Origin of the sequence: Myxococcus guangdongensis, from assembly GCF_024198255.1 — a bacterium.
GTDB classification, from domain to species: domain Bacteria; phylum Myxococcota; class Myxococcia; order Myxococcales; family Myxococcaceae; genus Myxococcus; species Myxococcus guangdongensis.
In genome coordinates, this window is the sequence record NZ_JAJVKW010000007.1 from 190154 (window position 1) to 212644 (window position 22491).

Below are 22491 nucleotides of genomic sequence, written 5' to 3' on the forward strand. Positions count from 1 at the left end.
CTTTGGGAATGTTGCCATGCTCCCCGAGCGCGCCCCCGGCTACCACGTGCTGGAGGAGGGCGACGCGTTCGACGTCAGCGACTGCGTCTGTCGCGCGGGCTGCCACAGTCCCGTCGTCGAAGGCATGCACACCCGGGTCTGCGTCAGCGTGGTGCTGTCGGGCGTCTTTCATGCGCGAGGACCCGAAGGAGACGCGGTGGTGGGGCCAGGCGCGCTGCTGCTCGGCAATCGCGCGGCGCCCTATGAGTTCCGCCACGTCGATGAGGGAGGAGACCGCTCACTCGTCATCGAGTGCTCGGACGCGATGCTGGACGAGGCCCTGGATTCACGGGGCGATGACGTGAGGAGCACGCGTCCCTTCGAGCGGACCTGCGTCCCCGCCTCGCTCGCGTCACTGGAGGCGGTCCTCCTGGCGCGACAGGCCCTGGAGCCGGGCGACGCGGAGGACCTGCGTCAGGTGGTGCTGGCGGTGGTGGACGTCGCGCTGCGCCTGGGCGGTGAGCGCGCCGATTCGCGGGTGGAGCGCTCCGAGCGACAGGTCCGGAGCGTGGCGCGTGTGCTGCGCTACCTGGAGTCCCATGTCGCGGAGGACTGCTCGCTGGAGACGCTGGCGAGCATCGCGGGACTGACGCGCTTCCACTTCCTGCGCGTGTTCCGCGCGGTGACGGGACAGACGCCCCGGCAGCTCGTCATCGCCACGCGATTGCGCCTGGCTGCGAATCTACTCAGGGCAAGTCGGACCCGGGTCACGGATATCGCACTGGAATCGGGCTTCGGTGACCTGTCCCATTTCACGATGAGCTTCACGAGAGCGTTCGGTATTTCACCTCGCGCCTACCGGGTGCGTGCTCTTGGACGCGGGTGAACACCCGCCTTGGAATCCATCGGCACCGGCGGGATGATTCCAGGGCACCCTTCGAGATGTGAGGACCCGTGGTGAACCGTGCCCAGTCGTTGGATGAATCCGTGTCCCGCCTTTCCTCCTCGGACCCGCGAGGTGTGTCGGAGGCGCTGGAGACGCTGGGCGACGCGCTCTGCGCGGAGGACCATCAGGTCCGTGAACGCGTCGCGCGGCTCCTGCTGAAGGAGCTGGAGCGTCCGGAGGCGACGAAGGCGTATGGCCCCATCCTCCACCTGCTCCAGACGACCTGGTGGCCGCCGCCCGTGTCGCTGACCCAGCCCGCGATGGTGGCGGTGCTGTCCGCGGTGTCCCGCATGGATGCCGATGCGCCCCCGCTCGATGACGCGGCGCTGCTCGTGGCGAACCTCTACCGAATGGCGCCCCTGCCGCTGAGCGCGTTGGAGCAGGCGCTGGGGCACTCGCAGGCCTCGGTCCGCCGCGTGGCCGCGGGCGTCGTGGGCCGCGTGGGCGAGTCCGCCGTGTCGTTGCTGCCGCGTCTGCTGACGGCGCTGGAGGATGTCGAGCCCGTGGCGGGGGCCGCGCTGGAGTCCCTGGGTTCGCTCGCGCCGGCGGCGCCGCAGCTCGCCGTGCCCGCGCTCGTGGACCAGGTGGGCCGCGCGGACGGCACGCGTCAGTACCTGGCGCTGATGTCCCTGCGCAGCCTGCTGGAGGATGACCGCCGCGAGGGCCAGGCCGCGCCCGAGCTGGCCGCGCTGGAGCCCGTGCTGTTGAAGGCGGCCGAGGACCCGCAGGCGCCCATCCGGTTGGAGTCCGTGTCGTTGCTCGGACTGGGGCGGCTGTCCTCGCTCGCGACGGTGGCCACGCTGCGTCGTCATCTGCTGGACGAGAGCCCTCGCGTGGCCGCCAGCGCCGCCGTGGCGCTGCTGCGCGTCGGCGCGCCTCCGCAAGAAGCCGCCACGCTGTTGTCGACGCTGCTCACGTCGGAGGACTCGGAGAAGGACACCGCGGCGCTCACCGCGCTGGAGGGCGTGGAGTCCGCCACGATCGGCCGCATCCGGGACGCGCTGGAGCAGGCCGCGAACAGGGCGAAGGGGCTGGTCGCGGAGGCCATCCGCGAGCTCCTGCTGGCATGAGACAATTCCGGAAATTCTAATAATCCGGCTTCAAGTCCTCCGCATGAAGTGATGGAGTCCCGGGCCGCAGCGCCCGGCGTGTGTCCGCGCTCGCCGGGAATCACCCGTTGTCCTGGGGGCGAACGTCATGCGCCAGCAAGCGATTCTTCGTGTCGTGTTGAGCAGTGCCTCGCTGTGCCTGGGAGGCTTCGGTGGAGCAGCGTGGGCCGGTGGGCCGACCACGGAGCCGGCCAACGTTTCTCCTGCCGCCCGTCCTCGGACGTTGGACGACGCGCTGCTCGAGGTGGAGCGCTCGGCGCCGGGCTTCGCCGGCATGTACCACGATGAGAAGGGGCGCCTGGTGGTGCGGCTGGTGAATGCCTCCGCGGCCCCGGCGGCGCGCGGCGCCATCGCCTCCGTGTTCGGCGCGGAGAAGATCCCCGCGGCCGGCGTGGTGACGGAGCCGGCGACGCGGACGTTCTCCCAGCTGAAGGCGATTCAGGAGCGGCTCACGCCGGAGGTGCTCGCGCTGCCGGGCGCCGTCTTCACGGACGTGGACGAGAAGTCGAACCGCGTGGCCATCGGCGTCGAGCGCGCCGAGTCGCGCGCCCGCGTGGAGTGGACGCTCGGGCGGCTGGCGGTGGACCGCGACGCGGTGGACGTCGTCGAGGTGGGCCCCATCCGCCCCGCCAGCGTGCAGAGCGGATGGACGCCGGTCGCGGGCGGACTTCAAATCGAGACGCCGGGCAAGTACTGCACGCTCGGCTTCGCGGCCCTGCAGGGCGGGACGCTGGGCTTCGTGACCAACTCCCACTGCACCACGGTGCAGGGCGGCGTGGAGTCGACGATTGCGTATCAGGCGGTGTACCCGTGGCAGGTGGGGACGGAGACGACGGACCCGTTCTACGCGACAGGGGGCAGCTGTCCCGCGGGGCGTCGTTGCCGCTACAGCGACAGCGCCTTCTTCCGCGCGGATGCGGCCATCAGCTCCCGCGTGGTCCAGACGCCTGGGGCGTTCAACCTGAACATCTCCGCCTGGAACGAGGTGACGGGGAAGGTGCTCTACCCGTCGCAGGGGCAGACGGTGTTCAAGACGGGCCGCACCTCGGGCACCACCAGCGGCACCATCCAGTGGGCCTGCGCCACGGTGAACGGCGGCGGAGTCCCCGACACGTTCTACTGCAACTACATCGCGACCAGCGGCGCGCAGAACGGCGCGGGCGGTGACAGCGGCTCTCCCGTGTACGTCTTCACCGCGAACGGCGTGGCGCTGACGGGCCTCATGTGGGGCGCGGGCTCCAACCCCTGGAACTTCGGCTTCGCGCCCCTGGGCGGCGTGGAGTTCGAGCTGGGCATCGTCCCGTACTGCTGGGGCAACGTGGGCTGCTGAGCTGCGCGCGCCCCTGGGGGAGGGACCTGGGGGCGCGTGGAGGGCGGGTTACTTCCGCCGGCGGCTCGGAGACGTATACGCGAGCACGGGCTGGCCGCGTCGGACGTAGGCGGCCAGCTTCTCCGTGTCGATGGCGTCGATCCACGGCTCATCAGGGTCGACCTCCTCGTCCTCAAACATCTCGTCGGCGAAGCGCTTGAGCAGCTTGGGCGAGAGGAGGTCGCGGACCTCGCGCTCGGTCTCCTCGATGAAGGCGACCTTCTGAGGGCTCCGGATGTACTTCCCGTCTCCGGTGACGAGGCGGGCCTTCACGCCGCCGTGCACCTTCACCGCGTGGGAGCTGGTGTAGACGAAGGGCGCGCGGACATCTCCGAAGACCTCGCAGCACGCGTCGTTGTCGAGGAAGAGGATCGACCGCTCGGCGATCAGCTCGCCCTGGACCTCGAGGAAGCCCCTGGTGATGACATCCCCCGCGCGGAGGGTGCCCGTGACGATGACGACGGACTCGGGGTCGAGCGAGTCCTCGTAACGTCCCTTCACGTGGAGGTCTCCCTCGACGATGAGCAGGCCGAGCCGAGGCCGCTTGCCGGTGGCGAGCTCGTCGAGGACCAGCCGTCCCTCGTGATGGAGGATGTCGCTGTCCTTCCGGGCCCCCGCGAGGCGCTCCTCGACGAAGCGTCGGGCCGCGCGCAGGGTGCTCGACTGCGCGAACCTCCCACGGAGGGTCCGCTTCAGGAGCGCTGGGAGGTCCTCCGGAAGGAGGGTTCCATCCGTGAGTCGCTTCGCCTTCGAGCGTGGCTGCTTCTTCGTGGTGGGCACGTCACCACCCTACTGCGGGCTGGCGGTCTCCCGCCAACCCGCGACACCCCGCGCACTTCAGCGGGGGCGCTTGCTCTCCTGGAACGTGACCTCGAGCGGCAGCTCCTTGCCGTCGCGAACCACGCGGGCCTCCACCGTCTCACCGGGCTTGGAGGCGTTGAGCACGAACATCAGGTCCTCCACGCCGCCGATGACGTGCTTGCCCAGCTTCACCAGCACGTCGCCGCGCAGCATGCCGGCCTGGTCCGCCGCGCCGCCCGCGCGCACGCCGGCCAGCAGCATGCCCTTCAGTCCGTTCGGCGGGCCCGCGTAGTCCGGCACCGTGCCGAGCGACGCGTTGAAGCTGCGCATGTCTCCGCGCGGCGTGGGGGAGGGGACCTTGCGGTACGTCAGCGTGGTGGCGCCATCCAGGCCCAGCGCGACGACGGACGCGACCTGCGCCACCTGCGCGGTGCCCACGGCGTTGAGCCCCTCCACCGTGTCGGAGGGCTTGTGGTAGTCCGTGTGCGTCCCCGTGAAGAAGTGCAGCACCGGCACGCCCGACGCGTAGAAGGGCGAGTGGTCGCTGGGGCCATAGCCATCACCGCTCGGGTTGCACGAGACGCGCGCCTCGGCGCACGCGCGGGTGAGCAGCGGGGCCCACTCGCTCGCGGACTCGGCGCCCAGCACGGAGAGCCCGCCCGCGCGCAGCCGGCCCACCATGTCCAGGTTCAGCATCGCGGCCACCTGCTTCATGCCCGCGTCGCCCCGCTGACGGGTGAAGTGCGTGGAGCCCAAGAGGCCCGACTCCTCACCGGAGAAGGCCAGGAAGAGCACGTCGCGCTTCAGCTCCGCGCGGCGCTCCTTCAGCGTGCGGGCAATCTCCAGGAGGCCCGCGACGCCCGAGGCGTTGTCGTCCGCGCCAACGTGCGGCTCGTGCCGGTCCGGCGTCAGCGAGCCACGACCGCCGAAGCCCAGGTGGTCATAGTGCGCGCCCACCACGATGACGCCGGGCGCCTTGCCCTCGCCGGCCTCCAGCAGGCCCGCGACGTTGAACGCCGAGCGCTGCTCGACCTCCAGCTTCACGCCGACCTTCGCGTCCACGCGCTGGCCCTTGGTGAGCGAGGCCCACACCGGCTCCAGCGCCGCGCGCTTCACCACGACGACAGGCAGCCCCGCATCGCCAGGGCCCTCGGGGTGCAGCGTGGGCAGCGTCGCCTCGGGCGGTATCTGCCACTCCTTGGGCGCGGGCGTCGGGGCCTGCGGCCAGTCCACCACGATGAGCGCCTTCGCGCCCCGCTGCGCCGCCTGCCACGCCTTGTAACGGAGGTCACCGAAGCGCCGCTGCTTGTCCGTGTCGGAGAACGCCGCCGTGTCCGGGACGAAGCGCCGCACCACGACGATCTTCCCCTTCACCGACAGCTTCGCGTAGTCGTCCACGTCGAGCGACGGCTCGACGATGCCGTAGTTGGCGAAGACCAGCGCCCCTTGCGCCTGCTGCTGCGCGGAGAAGCCGAGCACCGAGAACGCGTCGCCCGTCAGCGCCGTCTTCCCGATGCGCACCTCGGTGCCGACAGCGGGCCGCACCGCGGTGACGACGGGGAACGCCTGACGGAAGGAGTCCGTGTCCCCCGCGGGCTTCAGGCCCAGCTCCTGGAAGCGCTTCTCGATGTAGCCGCCGGCGGCCTCGATGCCATCCGTGCCGATGCCACGGCCCTCGCGCTCGGACGAGGCCAGCCAGGTGACATCCTGACGGACGCGGTCCGCGGCGGCGGACGCGGCGGCCACGGGCTTCGCGTCCTCCACCCACCGGGCGATGAACAGGTTGGTGTCGCTCTTGCCCGGCGCGGTGGCGCGGTTGCTGGAGAACGCCAGCCACTTGCCGTCCGGCGAGAACATGGGGAAGCCGTCGAAGCCCGGCGCGTGGGTGATGCGCTCCAGATTGGAGCCGTCGACGTCCACCGCCCAGATGTCGAACTCGCGGCCCTTCGGGTCGCCGTGGTTGGACGAGAACAGGATGCGCCGGCCGTTGGGGTGGAAGAAGGGCGCGAAGGCGGCGCCGTTCAGCCAGGTGATCTGCTTCGCCTCGGAGCCGTCCGCGTTGGCCACGTACAGCTCCAACTTGGTGGGGCGCACCAGCCCCTTCTCGAGCAGGGCCTTGTAGTCGTCCAGCGCCTTGCCCGGCGCCGGCCGCGACGCGCGCCAGACAATCTTGGAGCAGTCCGCGTTGAAGAACGCGCCGCCGTCATAGCCGGGCGTGTTCGTCAGTCGCTTCACGTTCTTCCCATCGCGGTCCATCCGGTACAGCTCCAGGTCTCCATCCCGCACGGAGGTGAAGATGATGGAGCCGTCCTTCGCGCAGACGGTGCCCTCGGCGTCGTAGCCCGGCGTCTCCGTCAGCCGCGTCAGGCCCGAGCCATCCGCGTTCGACTTGAAGACGTCGTACGAGTCATAGAGGGCCCACACGTAGCCCATCGAGTGGTCCGGCCGGGGAGGGCACGCGGCGCCGCCCAGGTGCGTGGACGCGTAGATGACCTCCTGGTCACCGGGCAGGAAGTGCGCGCACGTCGTGGCGCCCTGGCCGCTGGAGACGGGCGTCACCTTGGCGGCCGCGCCGCTCGCCGGGTCCACCTCCATCCGGTAGATGCGGTCACAATCCATGCCCTCGTGCCGGGCCTGGAGCGAGAGCTGCTTGCCGTCGAAGGACCAGTACGCCTCCGCGTTCTCACCGCCGAACGTCATCTGCCGCAGGTCCGCCAGCCGGACCTCTTCCGGCAACGCGGGGACCTGCGACGCGGTGGTGTCCGAGCCCGGTGTCGTGGTGCTCGAGGGAGTGGCGCAGGACGCCAGTGCCAATAAGGAGAGGAGTGAACGCTTCATGGGCGCGACCATGTCAAAGGCCGCGCCCGCACTCAACGTTCCACCCCGGTTTCGTGAAGCGCCCCTACTGGAGCACCGCGAGCAGGTCTCCGCCCTGGACCGCGGCCTTCAGCGTGGTGGCCACCTCCGCGAGGGTGCCCGCGCGAGGAGCGCGCACCACCGTCTCCATCTTCATGGCCTCCAGCGTGACGAGCGGCGCGCCGGCCTCCACGCTGGCCCCGGCCTTCACGTGCACCGCGATGACCGTGCCCGGCATGCTCGCGGCGACGTGGTTGGGGTTGGCGCGGTCCGCCTGCCGACGGGCCTCCACGCGCGCGGCGCGGCTCCGGTCGCGCACCTGCACGGTGCGGTTGTGGCCGTTGAGCGCGAAGTAGACGGTGCGCAGGCCATCCTCGTCCGGCTCGCCCACCGCGGACAGGCTGATGACCAGCGTCTTGCCCGGCTCCAGGTCCACCCAGATCTCCTGGCCCACCTCCATGCCGTAGAAGTAGTTCGGCGTGTCCAGGATGGACACGTCCTCGAAGCGGCCCGCGTCGTCCAGGTAGCCCGCCATGACGCGCGGATAGAGCGCGCTGGAGATGGCGTCCGCGTGGGAGATGGGCTGGCCCGTCTTCTTCGCCAGCTCCGCGCGCAGCGCCTCCAGGTCGAGCGCGGGCATGCTGGCCGAGGGACGTCCCTCCACGCGCGGCAGCCCCTTGAGCACCGCGGCGCGCAGGTCCTCGGGGAAGCCGTTGGGTGGCTGGCCCAGCTCGCCTCGGAAGTAGCCCACGACGCTGGAGGGGAAGTCGAGGCGGGGCGCCTCGACGATGAGCTTCTGGTGGGTGAGCGTCGCCGCCTCCGCGAGCGTGGCCGCGCGCACCATCAGGTCGTTCTTCAGGAGGAAGATGGCGAAGTCGCCCACCATCTTCGACGACGGCGTCACCTTGGGGATGTCGCCCACCAGCACGTTGACCAGCGCGAACGCGTCCTTCACGTCGTTCCACCGGTTGAGCAGACCCATCTCCGCCACCTGCGGCCGGAGGTTGGAGTACTGACCGCCCGGAATCTCGTGGTAGTAGACCTCGCTCGTCGTGCTCTTGAGGCCGCTCTCGAAGGGGGCGTAGTACTCGCGCACGTCCTCCCAGTAGTTGGCGAGCGGCTGCAGTCGCGCGTTGGCCAGCCCCGTCTCACGCGGGTGGCCCCGCAGGGCGCTGACCAGCGCGTTGAGGCTGGGCTGGCTGGTGAGGCCCGCCATGCTGCCCAGCGCCACGTCGACGATGTGCACGCCGTGCTCGATGGCCTCCAGGTAGCTGGCGACGCCGTTGCCCGCGGTGTCGTGCATGTGCAGGTGGATGGGCAGCTTGGTCACCTCGCGCAGGCGGTCCATCAGCATGGCCGCGGCGCGGGGACGCAGCAGGCCCGCCATGTCCTTGATGCACAGGAAGTGCGCGCCCGAGTCCTCGATGCGCTTCGCCAGGTCCGCGTAGTAGTCCAGCGTGTACTTCTTGCGCTTGGGGTTGGCGACGTCGCCCGTGTAGCAGATGGCCACCTCCGCCACCTTGCCCGTCTTGAGCACACGCTGGATGGACACCTCCATGCTGCCCAGGTCGTTGAGGCTGTCGAAGATGCGGAAGACGTCCACGCCCGCCTCCGCCGCCTCGTCGATGAAGGCCTCCACCACGTTGTTCGGATAGCTGGTGTAGCCCACGGCGTTGGCGCCGCGCAGGAGCATCTGGAGCAGCAGGTTCGGCGCGGCGGCCTTGAGCGAGCGCAGGCGCGCCCACGGGTCCTCGTTGAGGAAGCGGTACGACGTGTCGAACGTGGCGCCGCCCCAGCTCTCCAGGCTGAACAGCTCCGAGGCTAGGTGCGCGGTCGCCGGGGCCACCCGCAGGATGTCGCGGGTGCGCATGCGCGTGGCGAGCAGCGACTGGTGTGCGTCCCGCATGGTGGTGTCCGTCAGGAGCACGCGCTTCTGCGCGAGCACCCACTCGGCCAGACCCCTGGGGCCCTTCTCCGCGAGGATCTGCGCGGTGCCCTTCGGCACGGGGCCAGGGGGCGCCACCGGCACGCGGGGCTCCATGAACTGGGTGGGCTTGAGCCGCTGGTGCTTCTTGATGGTGGGGTGGCCGTTGACGATGACCTCGGCCAGGTACGTGAGCAGCTTGCTCGCCCTGTCTCTCCGGGGCGTGAGCTGGAACAGCTCCGGCGTCTCGTCGATGAAGCGCGTGTACGTCTCACCGGCCAGGAAGGCCGGGTGGCGCAGCACGTTCTCCAGGAAGGGGAGGTTGGTCTTCACGCCGCGGATGCGGAACTCGCGCAGCGCGCGCTGGCCCTTCATCACCGCGCCCTCGAACGTCGGCGCGTAGGCGATGACCTTCACCAGCATGGAGTCGTAGAACGGCGAGATGTGCGCGTTGGTGTAGCCGTTGGAGCCGTCCAGGCGGATGCCGAAGCCGGTGGCCGCGCGCCACGCGGTGATGATGCCCGCGTCCGGCATGAAGTTGTTGGTCGGGTCCTCCGTGGTGACGCGCAGCTGCACCGCGTAGCCGCGCGGCTGGAGCGACTCCTGCGAGGTGATGCCCACCTCGGGCGAGCCGAGCGCGTAGCCCTCCGCGATGCGAATCTGGCTCTGCACCAGGTCCACGCCCGTCACCTGCTCGGTGACGGTGTGCTCCACCTGGAGCCGCGCGTTGCACTCGATGAAGTAGAAGTGGCCCTCGGAGACCAGGAACTCCGCGGTGCCCGCGCTGCTGTAGCCCGCCTCGCGCGCCAGCCGCACCGCCGCGTCGCAGATGGCGCTCCGCAGGGCCGGGGCCAGGTTGGGCGCGGGGGCGATTTCGATGACCTTCTGGTGCCGCCGCTGCACCGAACAGTCGCGCTCGTGCAGGTGGACCAGGCCGCCGTGCAGGTCGCCGAGCAGCTGCACCTCGATGTGGCGCACGCGCTCCAGGAACTTCTCCAGGAACACCGCCGAGGAGCCGAAGGCGCTCTTCGCTTCGGAGCGCGCGGACGTGAGCGCCGCCTCCAGCTCCTTCTCCTCGCGCACCACGCGCATGCCGCGTCCGCCGCCGCCGTGGGCCGCCTTCACCAGCACCGGGCCGCCGTGCTCCTGGAAGAACTGGCGGGCCTGGGCGAGCACGCTCGCGTCGTCGCCCTCCAGCGTGGTGCCCGGGACGGTGGGCACGCCGACCTGCTTCGCCAGCTGCTTGGCGGCGACCTTGTCGCCCATGGTCCGCACGACGGCGGACGTGGGGCCGATGAACCGGATGCCCCGGCGCTCACAGGCCTCGGCGAAGCCAGCGTTCTCCGACAGGAAGCCGTAGCCGGGGTGGATGGCGTCCACGCCGGCGCGCTCGGCCACGTCGAGGATTTCGTCGATGCCCAGGTAGGCCTCCACGGGGCGCTTGCCGCGGCCCACCAGGTAGGCCTCGTCCGCCTTGTGGCGGTGCTCGTGGGTCCGGTCCTCGTCGCTGTAGATGGCGACGGTCCGGATGCCGAGCTCGTTGCAGGCCCGGAACACGCGGATGGCGATCTCACCGCGATTGGCGCACAGCACTTTCTGGATGGGTCGGATGGAAGAGGGAGCCATGGCTTGAGTCCAGGGGATAGGGCGGCGGGGGTACCGGGTGCAACCGGCCCGAGGGCGGACGTCGGGTTCAGGTCAGTGGAGGACACCTTGACGGCTCGGAGATGACCAGCGCAAATCGGGCCATGGACACCTCCGTGAACTCACCCTCCGGGCGCCGCGTGGCCGGCCCCCGGGGACTGCCCGTCCTGGGGAGCTTCTTCCCCATGCTCAACGAGCCCCTGGCGCTCGCGAACAAGCTCCATGCCGAGTACGGCGACGTGTCCCTGGTCCGGGTCTACGGCACCCCCATCGCGTTCCTGCGAAACCCCGTGGACGTCAAGCGGGTGCTCATCGACGAGCCCCACCTGTTCCCCAAGCCGCGCATCGAAAACCCCTTCAACGGCAATGGGTTGACGGTGAGCCGGGGGGACCACTGGAAGCGCCAGCGGCACATGGTCCAGCCGCTGTTCAGCAAGGAGAAGGTGCGCCTGTGGTCCGGGCTGTTCTCGGACGAGCTGCACAAGGGCGTGGAGCGGTGGATGGCGCTGGGCGCCAAGGGACAGTCCTTCGACATGTACACGGAGGCCGCGCGCCTGATGTTCGGGGTGATGTGGCGCACGTGCTTCGACGAGAACCCCCGCGAGGAGCACTTCGCGCGCATCATGGACGCCATCGACGTGTTCGGCCGGCGCCACTCGGCGTGGGGCGTGCTGTTCTACAAGCTGCTGCCCCGGTTGGACCCCAAGTCCGAGCGGATGGGCATGGCGCTGTGGCTCATCAACGGGTGGATCTACGGCCGGCTGAGCAAGCGCCGTGAGCGCGGCACCCGCGACGGCGACATCACGCTGCTGTCCATGCTGGTGGAGGCCCGCGCGCGGGAGACGGCCGAGTCGATGAACGACAAGGAGGTGCGCGATGAAATCGTGAACCTCTTCGGCGCGAGCTTCGAGATGATCGCCACGTCGCTCACCTGGGCGGTGCACGCGTGCACCCAGCACCCGGAGGTGGTGCGCCGCATCCGCGAGGAGGTCCAGGAGGTCTGCGGGGCGGAGGCGCCCAGGTACGAGGACGTGGCGAAGCTGACGTACACCACGCGGGTGGTGCAGGAGATCAACCGGCTGAGCCCTCCGGCGTGGACCATCCTGCGCGAGACGGCGGAGGACGTGGAGGTGGGCGGCGTGGCGCTGCCCAAGGGCACGCAGCTGCTCATGTGCCCGTACGCCATCCACCGGCACCCGGACCACTGGAAGGACGCGGAGACGTTCGACCCGGACCGCTTCCTGCCGGAGCGGCAGGTGGGGCAGCACAAGTGCGCCTACGTGCCCTTCGGGGCCGGGCAGCGCATCTGCGTGGGCCAGCACATGTCCCAGGTGGACACGGTGCAGACGCTGGCCTTGCTGCTCCAGCGCTGCGACGTGGAGTACCTGGGCCGCTCGCCGGTGGAGTGGCAGACGCGGCTGACCTTCGTGCCCAAGCGCGGCATGCCCATGCGGGTGCGCGCGCGCCAGGGCTGAAGGGCGGCTCAGGAGGCCTGGGGGCCGGTGCTCGGCGCGGTGGCCGCGTCGGGGCCGGTCTCCTCGTAGTCGAGGTCGCGGTGGAAGGTCTCCTCGATGCGGGTGAGCGCGATGAGGGCCAGGCCGAAGCAGATGGTGCCCACGGTGAGGGCGGCGGCGGGCACGCTGATGTGGCCCTTGAGGACGGCGAACCCGCTGGCGGCGATGGCGGCGGAGCCCCGGACGAAGTTGGGCACCGTCGTGGCCACCGTGCCGCGGATGTTGGTGCCGAACTGCTCGGCGGCCATCGTCACCAGCACCGCCCAGTAGCCCACCATGATGCCGATGAGGAAGCTGAGGATGTAGACCATGGTGCTGGTGAGCCCGGGCACCAGCCCGTAGACGAGCATCAGCAGGAAGCCGCCGACCAGGTTGAGCGCCACGGCGCGCTTGCGGCTCTTGAGCCACTGGCTGAAGAGGCCCGCGAGCAGGTCGCCAATCGTCAGGCCGATGGAGCCGTAGAGGATGGCGTTGCCGGCCGTCACGGTGCCCTGGACGTTGAGGCCCGCGGTGAGCTCCGGCGCGAAGGTGAAGAGGATGCCCGTGGTGAAGTAGATGGGCACGCCGATGAGGATGCAGCAGATGTACTTGAGGAAGCGGTTGCCCTGCAGCAGCAACAGCGGGTTGGCGCGCGACGGGTCCGTCTTCTTGGTGAAGAGCTCCGACTCGGAGACCTTGAAGCGGGCGAACAGCAGCGCGATGCCCATGATGCCGCCGGTGAAGTAGGCGACCTTCCAGTTGAGGTGCTGGCCCACGAAGGCCGCGGCGACGATGCCGAGCATGCCCAGCGTCGCGACGATGGTGGTGCCCAGGCCGCGCTTCTCCTTGGGGAGTGACTCCGCGACCAGGGTGATGGCCGCGCCCAGCTCGCCCGCGAGCCCCACGCCGCCCAGGAAGCGGAACACCGCGTAGCTCGTCACGTCCCACGCGAAGGCGTTGGCCAGGTTGGCGAACGAGTACAGCAGGATGGAGCCGAACATGACGGACAGCCGTCCGCGCTTGTCGGCGAGCACGCCCCACAGCAGGCCGCCCACCATCATCCCCACCATCTGGCAGTTGTAGATGAGGATGCCCTTCGACAGCACCTCCTCCGGGCTGGTGATGCCGATGTCGCGGAGCGAGGCGGCGCGCACCACGCCGAACAACGTGATGTCGAAGAGGTCGACGAAGTAGCCGAGCCCCGCCACCAGCACCGTCAGGTTCAGGACCGAGCGCAGCTCACGCAGGAATTTCATGAGCACCATTCAATGGGTTGGGTCGCTCTGCGGCAAGGCCGATTCTTTCGACGCAGCGCGTGCAAGACAGGCCCGCTTGCAAGGGGCTGGAAAATATGAACTTTGATTCAGGTCTCATCCCTGGCGGGGGCGGTTTCGTCCCGCCTCCGGGCCGTTTCGTCACTCTCCTCCCGGCCGTTTTCCGGGGGGCCGGTATCTCCGTGGACCACCGGGACCCCATTGGCGGGGCCCGTGGCGGGTCGAAGGAGAGACACCATGAGAGGCGTGAAGGCGGTACCAGGGTGGGCGTTGTTCGGCGCGCTGGCGCTGGGGGGCTGCCAGGGTGGTGAGCCACCTGTCGACGGCCTCCAGGAAGAGCTGGCGAGCTCGGCGCGGGCGCTCGACAACTGCGTGAACATCCTGCCGGTGATGACGAGCGCGACGAGCCCTTCGGGCATCGTCACCAGCTCCGGTGGATGGGCGTCGAACCCCACGATCTACGAGGCGTACAAGGCGTTCGACAACACGAGCGCCTTCTGGCTGTCCACGAAGAACGTCGCGCCCGCGTGGTTGGCGTACGAGTTCCCGGGGCTGCCGCGCATCATCCGGCGCTATGCGATCAGCTACAACAACGGCGGCATCACCTCGAGGGCGCCGCGCAACTGGACGATGGAGGGCTGGAGCGGCAGCGCCTGGGTGGTGGTGGACACGCGCACCGCGCAGACGGGCTGGGCGGGCGTCGAGCGGCGTCAGTTCGATGTGGCCTCGCCCGGGTCCTACAAGAAGTACCGGCTGAACATCACGGATGACAACGATGCTCGCGCGGGCATCGAGGCCATCGCGATCAACCTGGTGGAGATGTACGAGTGCCGGGCCTTCCCGACGGTGGATGACCTGTGGACGAACACCTCGGGCGCCACGGGTGGGTTCACCCGCATCCACGACATGGCGGGCGACCCGGCGGCGCGGACGTACACCACGGGCATGACCAACGTGGGGCTGCATGGCTCACCGCTGGTGGGTGGCATGGACGCGTTCCTCACCTCGAGAGACCCGAACGGCACCGTCAGCTTCCACAAGCAGTTGGGCGTGCCGAACGGCATCGTCGTGGGTGAGAGCGTGGCGCGCAATCGGCGGTTCGAGGAGATCTACGTCGCCGGCTACACGAGCGGCTCGCTGCAGGGGGCGCCCCTGATTGGCAGCAAGGACGCGTTCCTGCTGCGCTACCGCTACACGGGGGTGCACGGCTGGACGCGGCAGGTGGGCGCGCCGGGGGCTGGGACGGAGGGGCTCGGGGTGTCCATCGACCACGTCGACAACGCGTTCCTGGTGGGGCAGACGGAGGGGGCGCTGCCGGGCAACACGAAGACGGGGGTCGCGGATGGGTTCGTGAGCAAGTTCGACGCGGCGGGCACGCTGCTGTGGACGCGGCAGTTCGGCGTCGCGGGGCAGCGCACGCGCGCCAATCGGGCCGCCGCGGATGACTCGGGCAACGTCTACGTCGCCGGCATCACCGCGGGCAACCTGGACGGGCAGGTGCTGACCGGTCCGGAGGATGCGTTCATCATCAAGTACGACGCGGATGGCGTGAAGCAGTGGACGCGGCTGTTGGGGGCGCCGGGCACGAACGCCAGCCTCCGGGACGCGGTGGTGGATGTGAACGGCCAGCTCTACGTGACGGGGTACAGCGGCGGAGGCATGGATGGGCTGCCGGTGGGCACGCCCCAGGTCTCGACCTTCGTCGCGCGCTACAACCCGGCGGGCACGCGGCTGTGGGTGAAGGAGCTGGACTCCGGGGCGGGCAACTACGCCTGGAGCATCTTCAGCGACCCGTTCGACGCCGTCCTCTACGTGGCGGGGACGGGCCACGGGGACGTGAGCACTCCTTCGGACACCACGGGAGGCGCGGGACATCCCTTCGTCTTCAAGATGGACACGGCGGGCACCATCCAGTGGCTGCGGCAGACGGCGCCGGCGGTGCTCGGCGGCGTGGAGAAGCCGGTGTACCCGATGGGCGTCGTCCTGGACCAGAACGACAACGTGTACCTGGGCGGCTACCTGGAGGGGAACTACGAGGGCAACACGCTGCTGGGCAATCCGGACGGGTTCGTGACGAAGCTGCCCGCGGTCGTGCCGTGAGGTGAGGATCACTCCTCTTCGTGGGCGCCGATGTTGAGCACCGTGGCGCGGGCGCGGCTGATGCGCTCGCCGTCGGGGTCCTCCTGGCGGAAGGCGGCGAGGCGCTCGCGGGCCTCGGCGTAGCGGCGCAGACCGACGAGGGAGGTGAGCTCCGCCTCCCTCGCGTAGCGCAGGTCGGCCTTCTGCGCGGGGGTCGTCGCGCTGGCGCCCCAGGTCTCGTAGTACGTGCGGCACGGAGCCAGGGCATGGACGCGGAAGCGCGGGTGGTTGTTGTGCTCCAGGCAGCGACGGATCGCGAGCTTGCGGTGCTCCTCCTTGACGGGCTTGCCCTTCTTCTCCAGTTCGGCGATGCGCAGGGCCACGGCCTGTTCTTCCGTGGCGAGGTCGGCGCGCATCTTCTCGAAGTTCCGTTGGCCGTCAGCCACGTTGCTCGCGGTGGTGCGCAGCATCATGTCCACAAAGGCCGACAAGGGGCTGAGCGGCCAGCGGCGCAGGAAGTCCTCGCCCGCGACACGTTGAGATGCCCAGTCGTCGAGGTAGCCGAAGGCCTGGAAGCGATAGATCGAGGCCTCCTCGGAGGGACGGCGACCGAGGTGCTCGGGCAGGTCGAACGCGAGGATGCGCTCCGAATCACGGATCAGCGTGCGCCAGCGTCCTCGCGTGCGGGTCAGGTGGATGAGCTGGAGGGCCGCGGCCGAGCGCTCGTCAGGGGGACGCTTCAAGTCCTCCATGACGACGCGCAGGCGAGCCTCTTCGTCCTTCACCTCGGGCTCGACCTTGCGCGCGAGTTCGGCCAGGCGCTGGTCCATCCGGGACAGCTCCTCCTGGGCGTAGGCGAAGTCCGGCGATCCGGCCAGCGTCGCACGCAACAGCCAGGCGCGCTCATCGGGCGAGGTGGTGGCCAGGGCGCGCCCGTAGGTCTCGAGCGCGAGCACGGCCGCCTTGCCCGAGGGGCGCCCCGCGCGTGGCTTCACGGGCTCACGGAGCAGCCGGCCACAGACCTCGTCCTGGAGTGCGAAGATGCGCTCCAGGGGTCCGGTGACCTTGGCGGTGTCCAGGACGACGCCTGTCTCCACGTCGATGAAGCGCGCGTTGATGCGGACCTGCTGGTCCGCGCGCTGGATGCTGCCGAGCACCAGGGTCCGGGCCCCGACGAGCCGGCCCACGCGGACGGCCGAGGACTCGGTGAGCTGTTGTCGCTCCGCGGCGTTCAGCTCGGCGAGCGCCGCTTCGAGTTGCTCACGTTCGACGACCTGGACGTGTCCGCTGGCGCGCAGGTCGGAGATCAACGTCTCCGTCATGCCGCGCGCGAGCCAGTCCATGGACGTGTCGCCATTGAGGTTGCGGAACGGCATCACCGCGGCGGGGCCGGGCGGGGGCTTGGGCGGGGTGGCCGCGAGGGCGGTCTGGGCGAGAAGGAGGAGCAGGAGCGCGCGAGCGGGGCTCATGGACGCAGCCTCGCGCTCAGTGCAGGGAGGAGCGCGCGCACCTGCGCGGTGAGGGCGTCCTGCACCTCGAAGGGCTGCTGTGCGGGGCCTTCGACGCGCGCGGTGTCGAGCACCTCGCCGGTCTCCACGTGGACGAACCGGGCGGCGACGCGGAGCAGGGGACCGGAGCGCTGGATGCTGCCGAGCACGACGACCTCGGCGCCGATGAGGCGGCCCAGGCGCGCGCGGGTCTCCGGGTCCACGCGGTCCGACTGGTGGAAGTCCTGTTCCTTCATTGGCAGGTCGAGCTGCTCTCGCTCGACGATGCGCAGGCCGGGGTGCGCGCCGATGTCCGTGATGACAGCCTCGGCGAGGGCGAGCTCGAGTGAGGAGTCCTCGTTGATGTCGCGGAACTTCAGGACGCAGATGCGCACGGGGCCCGTGGGGGCGACGGCGCTGGCCGCGGGTGCGGACACAGCGGGGTGTTCGCGGGCCGGGGCCGCTGTGACGGGGCGCAGCAGGTAGGCCGTCATCCCCGGGAGCGCGAGCCCCACGGCGACGAGGATGGCGGTCCCCGCCTGTCGAGCGAGCCCGCCCCTCGCGGGTGGAGCCTCCATCAGGTTCGCTCCCTGAGAGCCGACGTCACGCAAGGAGCGGTGACGGCTCATCCTCCCTCGGAGGTTCCACCCCCGTTGCCGCAGCTATAGCAGGACGGCTCGCGCCCGCAGGCGTTCGGGCCACGCGTGGTCGAGCACCACGGTCCGCACGCCTCACAGTTGGGCTCCGTGCCGCACCACCAATCGCTGCTCCGGGTCTCGGAGCAGGCCGGACAGGCGTAGCAGTTGGGCTCGGTCCCGCACCAACCCGCGCCGCGCCCCTGAGAGCACGCCACCGGGCACAGGGAGCAGCTGGGCTCGATGCCACACCAGGTCGGGCCCCGGGTCGACGCGCAGGACTGCGGGGTTCCAGGTTCGGCTTCCCACTCAGGAGGAGAGGGCGGGCTTCCGAACTTCGTGCACCAGGGTTCCATCCCTCCCCAGCCCGCGCCGCGGGTCTGGTAGCACGGCGCATCCCACATCGTGCGGCACCGCGACATGGAGGCATCCCACTCCTGACCCGCGGGACAGTTCTGGAGGGTGTAGAGGGATTCGGCGAATCCCTCGCCGCCGACGGCTTCATCGTCCTGCTGGGTCCAGGACGCCTGTGTCTCCACGTCCTCGTCGACACAGCCGGACTGGAGGAGGGCAAGACACAGACAGCTCAAGAGCCCGATTCGGGGCAGCACGTCGAGTCGCGTCCACATGTCGTCGTCTCCCGATAGGGCACGAGAAGCCCCCCCACGGACGCCGCCATTATTCTGGGGTTCGAACGGGCGCACAAGGTCGCACGAACCCCAACCGACGCGTCATCGCCGCTACTCGTAGTCGGCCTGTTCGTAGAACAGCACCGTCCCGGAATGGGCGAAGAGGATGACGTAACCCTGGTAGTACCGGGGGAGCCGATGGTGTTGATAGGCGGCGACGAAGACCTCCTCCTCACCGTCCCACCAGTTGTTCAGGTAGGCGTCCGCGAGTGGTTGGAAGGGGTAGTAGAGCCGGGTCGCGAACTGCTCATACGTGAGCGTGCCAGCGCTGATGAAGTTGGGATTGAAGCCCGGCATCGCCGCGATGGCGCGCGCGGCCATCTCCACCGTGGGCGCGTCCTCGAACTCCCAGGAGAAGGTGAAGACACGCGTCCACCCCTGGCACTGGCCGAGACAGCGGTGGTACCCCTGCATCTCCAAGTCCTGGATGTCCCCAGGCGTGAACTGCTCCTCCAAATCCAGTGCATGGCCCGGGGGCGCCGTCTGGGCATTCGCGGCGAGCGGGGTCACCCACAGAAACAGCGCCACACACATGAGCGACAGTCTGCGATGCATGCGTTCTCCTTGAGGATTGTGTCGCGACGAGGGTCTCACGCAACACGCCTATCCAGAAAGAGCGGGAACTGTGACATCGCGATGGCCCTCGGTGAAGCAGGGGCCGCAACATCCGTGACCCACGGCATCCTCAGGGCCTCCTGGAGAAACGCCGCGCGCCAACGAAATAGCTCGCGCTGAACGTTCGTTGTGCCAGAGGGGTGGGTAACCGGCGACACGGAGCCGTCTTCCACTGAGGGAGTTCAACGAATGAGCCGCATGGTATCCCAAACCTGGCGCCTCCGGATGCTCTCGCTTGTGGCGCTGGGGAGTGCCGCGTGCGCCGCGCCGTCCGTGCGTGCCGTGTCTGCCTCCGGGGTACCCGCGTTCAGCGAAGACATGCTGTCGCCCGAATTCTGGATCCGCCGCGCCCCCGCTCCTGACGAGGTGCTGCTCGATGCCGAGCAGGTGGCGGCCAAACGCACGCGCGCCTTCGGTCCGGAGGGCGGCCTGATGGATTTGAAGCGCATGCCGACCGCGCTGACGCGGGCGCAGGTCGCCGGGTGGATCAAGGATGCGCAACAGACACCCATTCAGGCCGTCATCGACGAGCAGGGCCAGCCGGTGACGGAGGCGATGCTCGAGGAGCTGCGCCGGAACGCCGCGACCGGGCACCTCCCCGAAGCCTCGCCTGCGCGCTACGGCCTGAGCGTGCGGCGCACGCCCCTGCGGTCACTGCCGTCCGACCGGCGGTTCTTCGCGGCGGAGGACCTGCGCGACTACGAGAGCCTGCAGGCCGGCATCCTGTTCCCGGGTGAGCCCGTCGTCATCGCGCACCACAGCGCGGACCAGCTCTGGTTGTTCGTCCAGACCGCCCAGGGCCCCGCGTGGGTCCGGCGAGAGGACGTCGCGGAGGGCACGGCGGACGCGGTGTTCTCGTACGTGGCGAAGGCGCCCGGACGTGTCGTCACGGGCGACCAGGTGCGCACGGTCTTCACACCGGAAGCGCCCGGGGTGTCCGAGATCGAACTCGACATGGGGGTCGCGCTGCCTCGGGCCGACGTGGCACCCGGCGAGCCTGTCAACGGCGCCAGCAGCTATGCGTCGTGGCCGGTGATGCTGCCGGTCCGCGAGCAGGACGGCACGCTGGCCTTCCAGAGTGCGCTGCTGCGCCGTACCGCCGACACCGCGCCAGGCTATCTGCCGGTGACCCGCGCCAACATCCTCCGTCAGGCGTTCAAGTTCCTCGGCGAGCGCTACGGTTGGGGGCACCAGTTCAATGCGCGCGACTGCAGCGGACTGACCAGCGAGGTGTACCGCAGCCTGGGCCTGTTCCTGCCGCCCAACTCCGGGATGCAAGGCAAGAGCGCGGCGCTCAGCCACCGCCTCTTCACGGCGCGCGACTCGCATGCCGAGCGGCTGCGCGCGGTCGCCCAGGCGCAGGTGGGTGACCTCATCGTCGTTCCCGGTCATGTCTTGATGATCATCGGCCACGTGGATGGCGAGCCCTACGTCATCCAGGATGTTCCGTTCGCCGTGTTCAGGGACCCGGCCACGCAGCAGCTCCGCAAGACGAAGCTGAACCAGGTGGCGGTCACCCCGTTGCTGCCGCTGCATGCCGATGACACGACCCTGTACGTGGACGCGATGACGAGCCTCGTGCACGTCACGCGCCCATAGCCCCAGGGCACCGCGACGGACGGGCGCCTTCAACCGGCGAGAAGTGTGGTGAAGTCACGAGCGCCCGGCGACAGCCTGAAGCCGAGAGGGGGCGCACCGTGAGAAAGGCCTGGCTGTTGGGGATGGGGCTCGGCCTGCTCGCCGCGTTGCCGCAGGCGCTGACGGCACAAGTGCGTGGGCAGCAAGGCTTCTTCCTGGCGTTGGCGATGGCCCTGGTTCCCTACAGCGTCTGGGCGCTGCTGGCGACGCTCCTGCTGGCGACGTTCCGCCGGGTGTCGCGCGATGCACCGCTCGAGGCTCGGACGTGGGGATGGCTCATCGCGCTGGGCGGCGGCTTCGTCCTGGCCCATGCGGTGCTGCTCGCAATGGGCCTCTCGGCGCTCGAATCGTGGTCGGCTCGCGGGCTCTCGTTCACCGAGGGGCTCAGGAGACTCCTGTTGGAGCGAGGCGTGCTCGGGGCCTTCGAGTACCTGCTGTTCCTCGCGGCCTGGGCGACGCTGGGCGCGTTCCGCCGGGCCCGTGAACGCGAGTTGAGTGAAGCGCGGCTCGCGGCTCGGCTGGCTGAGGCGCGGCTGGAGGCGCTCCGGGCGCAGCTCGACCCACACTTCCTCTTCAACACGTTGAACGGCGTCGTCTCGCTCGTTCGCCAGACGCGGAACGCGGAGGCCGAGGATGCGCTCGTGGAGCTGGGAGCGCTGCTGCGAGCCAGTCTGGAAGGACGACACGAGCACTCCATCACGCTGTCCGAGGAGCTGGACCTGGTCCGCCGATATCTCGGCATCGAACGTCTCCGCTTCGGCAGCCGTCTGGGTTTCCATCTGGACCCGGAGCCGGAGACGCTCGGCGCACGCGTGCCCATGCTCATCCTTCAACCCCTGGTCGAGAACGCCATCAAGCACGGCACCTCACGCCGCGCGGCCCGAGGGAACATCTGGGTGCGGTGCATGCGCCGGGGCGAACGGCTGGTGCTCGAGGTCCGCGACGACGGTCCCGGGCTGCGTCCGGGGAGCGCTCCCGGAACGGGAATCGGCGTGGCGAACACGCAGGAGCGCATCCTGCAACTCCATGGTGAAGGCTATGGTGTGACCCTCCAGGACGCACCGGGCGGCGGCGCCCTGGTCCGCGTGGAGCTGCCGTTCCAGGTGTCCACGGCGGAGCCGTTACAGCAGGGGAGGGCAGCGCATGGGTGAGGGGAGCGAGGCAGGCTGGCGGGTGCTGGTGGTGGATGACGAGCCGCTGGCCCGCGACAACGTGCGCCACCTCTTGTCGCGCGCGCCCGACGTCACGGCGCTCTGGGAATGCGAGAGCGGCGGTGACGCGGTGGACGTCATCCTCCGCGAGAAGCCGGACCTGGTGTTCCTCGACGTCCAGATGCCCGAGGTCGACGGCTTCGACGTCCTGCGCGAAGTCGGGCCCGAGCTGATGCCCCCCGTCATCTTCGTCACTGCCTTCGACCAGCACGCCGTGCGCGCCTTCGAGGCGAATGCCCTCGACTACCTCCTCAAGCCCTTCAGCGCGGTCCGCTTCCAGGAGGCACTCTCACGCGCCCGCAAACAGCGTGAACAGGGCCGGGAGCGGGCGCTCCTGGAGCGACTGTCCTCCCTGCTCGCGGGCTACACACCGGCGAACGAGCCGCCCCCGGACAGCGGACAGTACCTGGAGCGCATCGCGGTGAAGACGGACGGCAAGGTGGTTGTCGTGCCCGTCGCCGAGCTGGATTGGTGCGAAGCGGAGGGCAACTACGTCGTGCTGCACTCCGCGGGCAAGCGCCCCATGTTGCGCGAGACACTCCACCGGGTGGAGCAGTGGCTGGACCCAAAGAGCTTCGTGCGCGTCCACCGGTCCACCCTGGTGAACGTGAACCGCATCAAGGAGCTTGAGCCCGACGTGGACAAGGGCTGGGTCGTCATCCTGCGCGACGGCACCCGCCTGCGCCTCAGCCCGGGGCGCAAGGCCGCGGTGGAGGCCGTGCTGCGCCAGTCGTTCTGAGCC

At 69.7% G+C, this 22491-nt stretch carries 15 protein-coding genes; 8 read left to right on the plus strand and 7 right to left on the minus strand.

From position 1 onward, the window contains the following. Nucleotides 1–16 precede the first annotated feature (16 nt). The 3 genes from LXT21_RS22640 to LXT21_RS22650 all read left to right on the plus strand — a co-directional run bounded on the left by LXT21_RS22640 (nt 17) and on the right by LXT21_RS22650 (nt 3364). Entirely contained in the window at nt 17–865 is an 849-nt protein-coding gene (locus LXT21_RS22640; RefSeq protein WP_254040256.1) for a helix-turn-helix transcriptional regulator, read from the plus strand. A gap of 101 nt (nt 866–966) precedes the next feature. Then, nucleotides 967–1995: a HEAT repeat domain-containing protein gene (locus LXT21_RS45425; protein WP_254040257.1), complete on the plus strand. Its 1029-nt coding sequence runs from the start codon at nt 967–969 to the stop codon at nt 1993–1995. A 127-nt stretch (nt 1996–2122) separates the two neighbouring features. Beyond that, a complete protein-coding gene (locus LXT21_RS22650; protein ID WP_254040258.1) occupies nt 2123–3364 on the plus strand; it encodes a S1 family peptidase in 1242 nt (413 codons plus the stop codon). Between the two features lie 48 nt (nt 3365–3412). Here LXT21_RS22650 and LXT21_RS22655 read toward each other — a convergent pair whose 3' ends face one another. The 3 genes from LXT21_RS22655 to LXT21_RS22665 all read right to left on the minus strand — a co-directional run bounded on the left by LXT21_RS22655 (nt 3413) and on the right by LXT21_RS22665 (nt 10610). Beyond that, a complete protein-coding gene (locus LXT21_RS22655; RefSeq protein WP_254040259.1) occupies nt 3413–4183 on the minus strand; it encodes a bactofilin family protein in 771 nt (256 codons plus the stop codon). Between the two features lie 57 nt (nt 4184–4240). Continuing rightward, on the minus strand, nt 4241–7042 hold the full coding sequence (locus LXT21_RS22660; RefSeq protein WP_254040260.1) for a M20/M25/M40 family metallo-hydrolase: 2802 nt from the start codon (nt 7040–7042) through the stop codon (nt 4241–4243). Nucleotides 7043–7106: 64 nt separating this feature from the next. Then, complete coding sequence (locus tag LXT21_RS22665; protein WP_254040261.1) at nt 7107–10610, minus strand: pyruvate carboxylase; 3504 nt, start codon at nt 10608–10610, stop codon at nt 7107–7109. A gap of 134 nt (nt 10611–10744) precedes the next feature. On the opposite strand from LXT21_RS22665, the gene LXT21_RS22670 reads away from it, so the two are divergent. Then, nucleotides 10745–12103 (plus strand): cytochrome P450, encoded by a 1359-nt coding sequence (locus tag LXT21_RS22670; RefSeq protein WP_254040262.1) that lies wholly within the window; start codon nt 10745–10747, stop codon nt 12101–12103. A gap of 8 nt (nt 12104–12111) precedes the next feature. On the opposite strand, the gene LXT21_RS22675 is transcribed toward LXT21_RS22670, so the two are convergent. Further along, the gene (locus tag LXT21_RS22675; protein ID WP_254040263.1) at nt 12112–13377 is read right to left on the minus strand and encodes an MFS transporter; all 1266 of its coding nucleotides are present in this window, start codon (nt 13375–13377) and stop codon (nt 12112–12114) included. Between the two features lie 255 nt (nt 13378–13632). On the opposite strand from LXT21_RS22675, the gene LXT21_RS22680 reads away from it, so the two are divergent. Then, nucleotides 13633–15495, plus strand: coding sequence for an SBBP repeat-containing protein (locus tag LXT21_RS22680; RefSeq protein ID WP_254040264.1), 1863 nt, complete (start codon nt 13633–13635; stop codon nt 15493–15495). An 8-nt stretch (nt 15496–15503) separates the two neighbouring features. On the opposite strand, the gene LXT21_RS22685 is transcribed toward LXT21_RS22680, so the two are convergent. From LXT21_RS22685 to LXT21_RS22695, 3 genes are all read right to left on the minus strand, one after another. Continuing rightward, the gene (locus LXT21_RS22685) at nt 15504–16943 is read right to left on the minus strand and encodes a FlgO family outer membrane protein (protein WP_254040265.1); all 1440 of its coding nucleotides are present in this window, start codon (nt 16941–16943) and stop codon (nt 15504–15506) included. Further along, on the minus strand, nt 16940–17539 hold the full coding sequence (locus LXT21_RS22690) for a CsgG/HfaB family protein (protein ID WP_254040266.1): 600 nt from the start codon (nt 17537–17539) through the stop codon (nt 16940–16942). Before LXT21_RS22690 ends, LXT21_RS22685 begins: the two co-directional genes overlap by 4 nt. A gap of 797 nt (nt 17540–18336) precedes the next feature. Then, entirely contained in the window at nt 18337–18840 is a 504-nt protein-coding gene (locus LXT21_RS22695) for a hypothetical protein (protein ID WP_254040267.1), read from the minus strand. Between the two features lie 378 nt (nt 18841–19218). Between LXT21_RS22695 and LXT21_RS22700 the strand changes: the two genes are divergently transcribed. The 3 genes from LXT21_RS22700 (at nt 19219) to LXT21_RS22710 (ending at nt 22488) form a co-directional block, all read left to right on the plus strand. After that, entirely contained in the window at nt 19219–20499 is a 1281-nt protein-coding gene (locus LXT21_RS22700; protein ID WP_254040268.1) for an SH3 domain-containing protein, read from the plus strand. A gap of 98 nt (nt 20500–20597) precedes the next feature. Further along, a complete protein-coding gene (locus LXT21_RS22705; RefSeq protein ID WP_254040269.1) occupies nt 20598–21689 on the plus strand; it encodes a sensor histidine kinase in 1092 nt (363 codons plus the stop codon). Further along, a complete protein-coding gene (locus tag LXT21_RS22710; protein WP_254040270.1) occupies nt 21682–22488 on the plus strand; it encodes a LytR/AlgR family response regulator transcription factor in 807 nt (268 codons plus the stop codon). Before LXT21_RS22705 ends, LXT21_RS22710 begins: the two co-directional genes overlap by 8 nt. Nucleotides 22489–22491 lie beyond the last annotated feature (3 nt).

Excerpts from the sequence above, each read along its gene's own strand:
- LXT21_RS22640 (WP_254040256.1), top strand. The coding sequence starts at position 17 with ATGCTCCCCGAGCGCGCCCCCGGCTACCACGTGCTGGAGGAGGGCGAC.
- LXT21_RS22650 (WP_254040258.1), top strand. The coding sequence starts at position 2,123 with ATGCGCCAGCAAGCGATTCTTCGTGTCGTGTTGAGCAGTGCCTCGCTG.
- LXT21_RS22660 (WP_254040260.1), bottom strand. The coding sequence starts at position 7,042 with ATGAAGCGTTCACTCCTCTCCTTATTGGCACTGGCGTCCTGCGCCACT.
- LXT21_RS22665 (WP_254040261.1), bottom strand. The coding sequence starts at position 10,610 with ATGGCTCCCTCTTCCATCCGACCCATCCAGAAAGTGCTGTGCGCCAAT.
- LXT21_RS22675 (WP_254040263.1), bottom strand. The coding sequence starts at position 13,377 with ATGAAATTCCTGCGTGAGCTGCGCTCGGTCCTGAACCTGACGGTGCTG.
- LXT21_RS22680 (WP_254040264.1), top strand. The coding sequence starts at position 13,633 with ATGAGAGGCGTGAAGGCGGTACCAGGGTGGGCGTTGTTCGGCGCGCTG.
- LXT21_RS22685 (WP_254040265.1), bottom strand. The coding sequence starts at position 16,943 with ATGAGCCCCGCTCGCGCGCTCCTGCTCCTCCTTCTCGCCCAGACCGCC.
- LXT21_RS22690 (WP_254040266.1), bottom strand. The coding sequence starts at position 17,539 with ATGGAGGCTCCACCCGCGAGGGGCGGGCTCGCTCGACAGGCGGGGACC.
- LXT21_RS22695 (WP_254040267.1), bottom strand. The coding sequence starts at position 18,840 with ATGCATCGCAGACTGTCGCTCATGTGTGTGGCGCTGTTTCTGTGGGTG.
- LXT21_RS22700 (WP_254040268.1), top strand. The coding sequence starts at position 19,219 with ATGCTGTCGCCCGAATTCTGGATCCGCCGCGCCCCCGCTCCTGACGAG.
- LXT21_RS22710 (WP_254040270.1), top strand. The coding sequence starts at position 21,682 with ATGGGTGAGGGGAGCGAGGCAGGCTGGCGGGTGCTGGTGGTGGATGAC.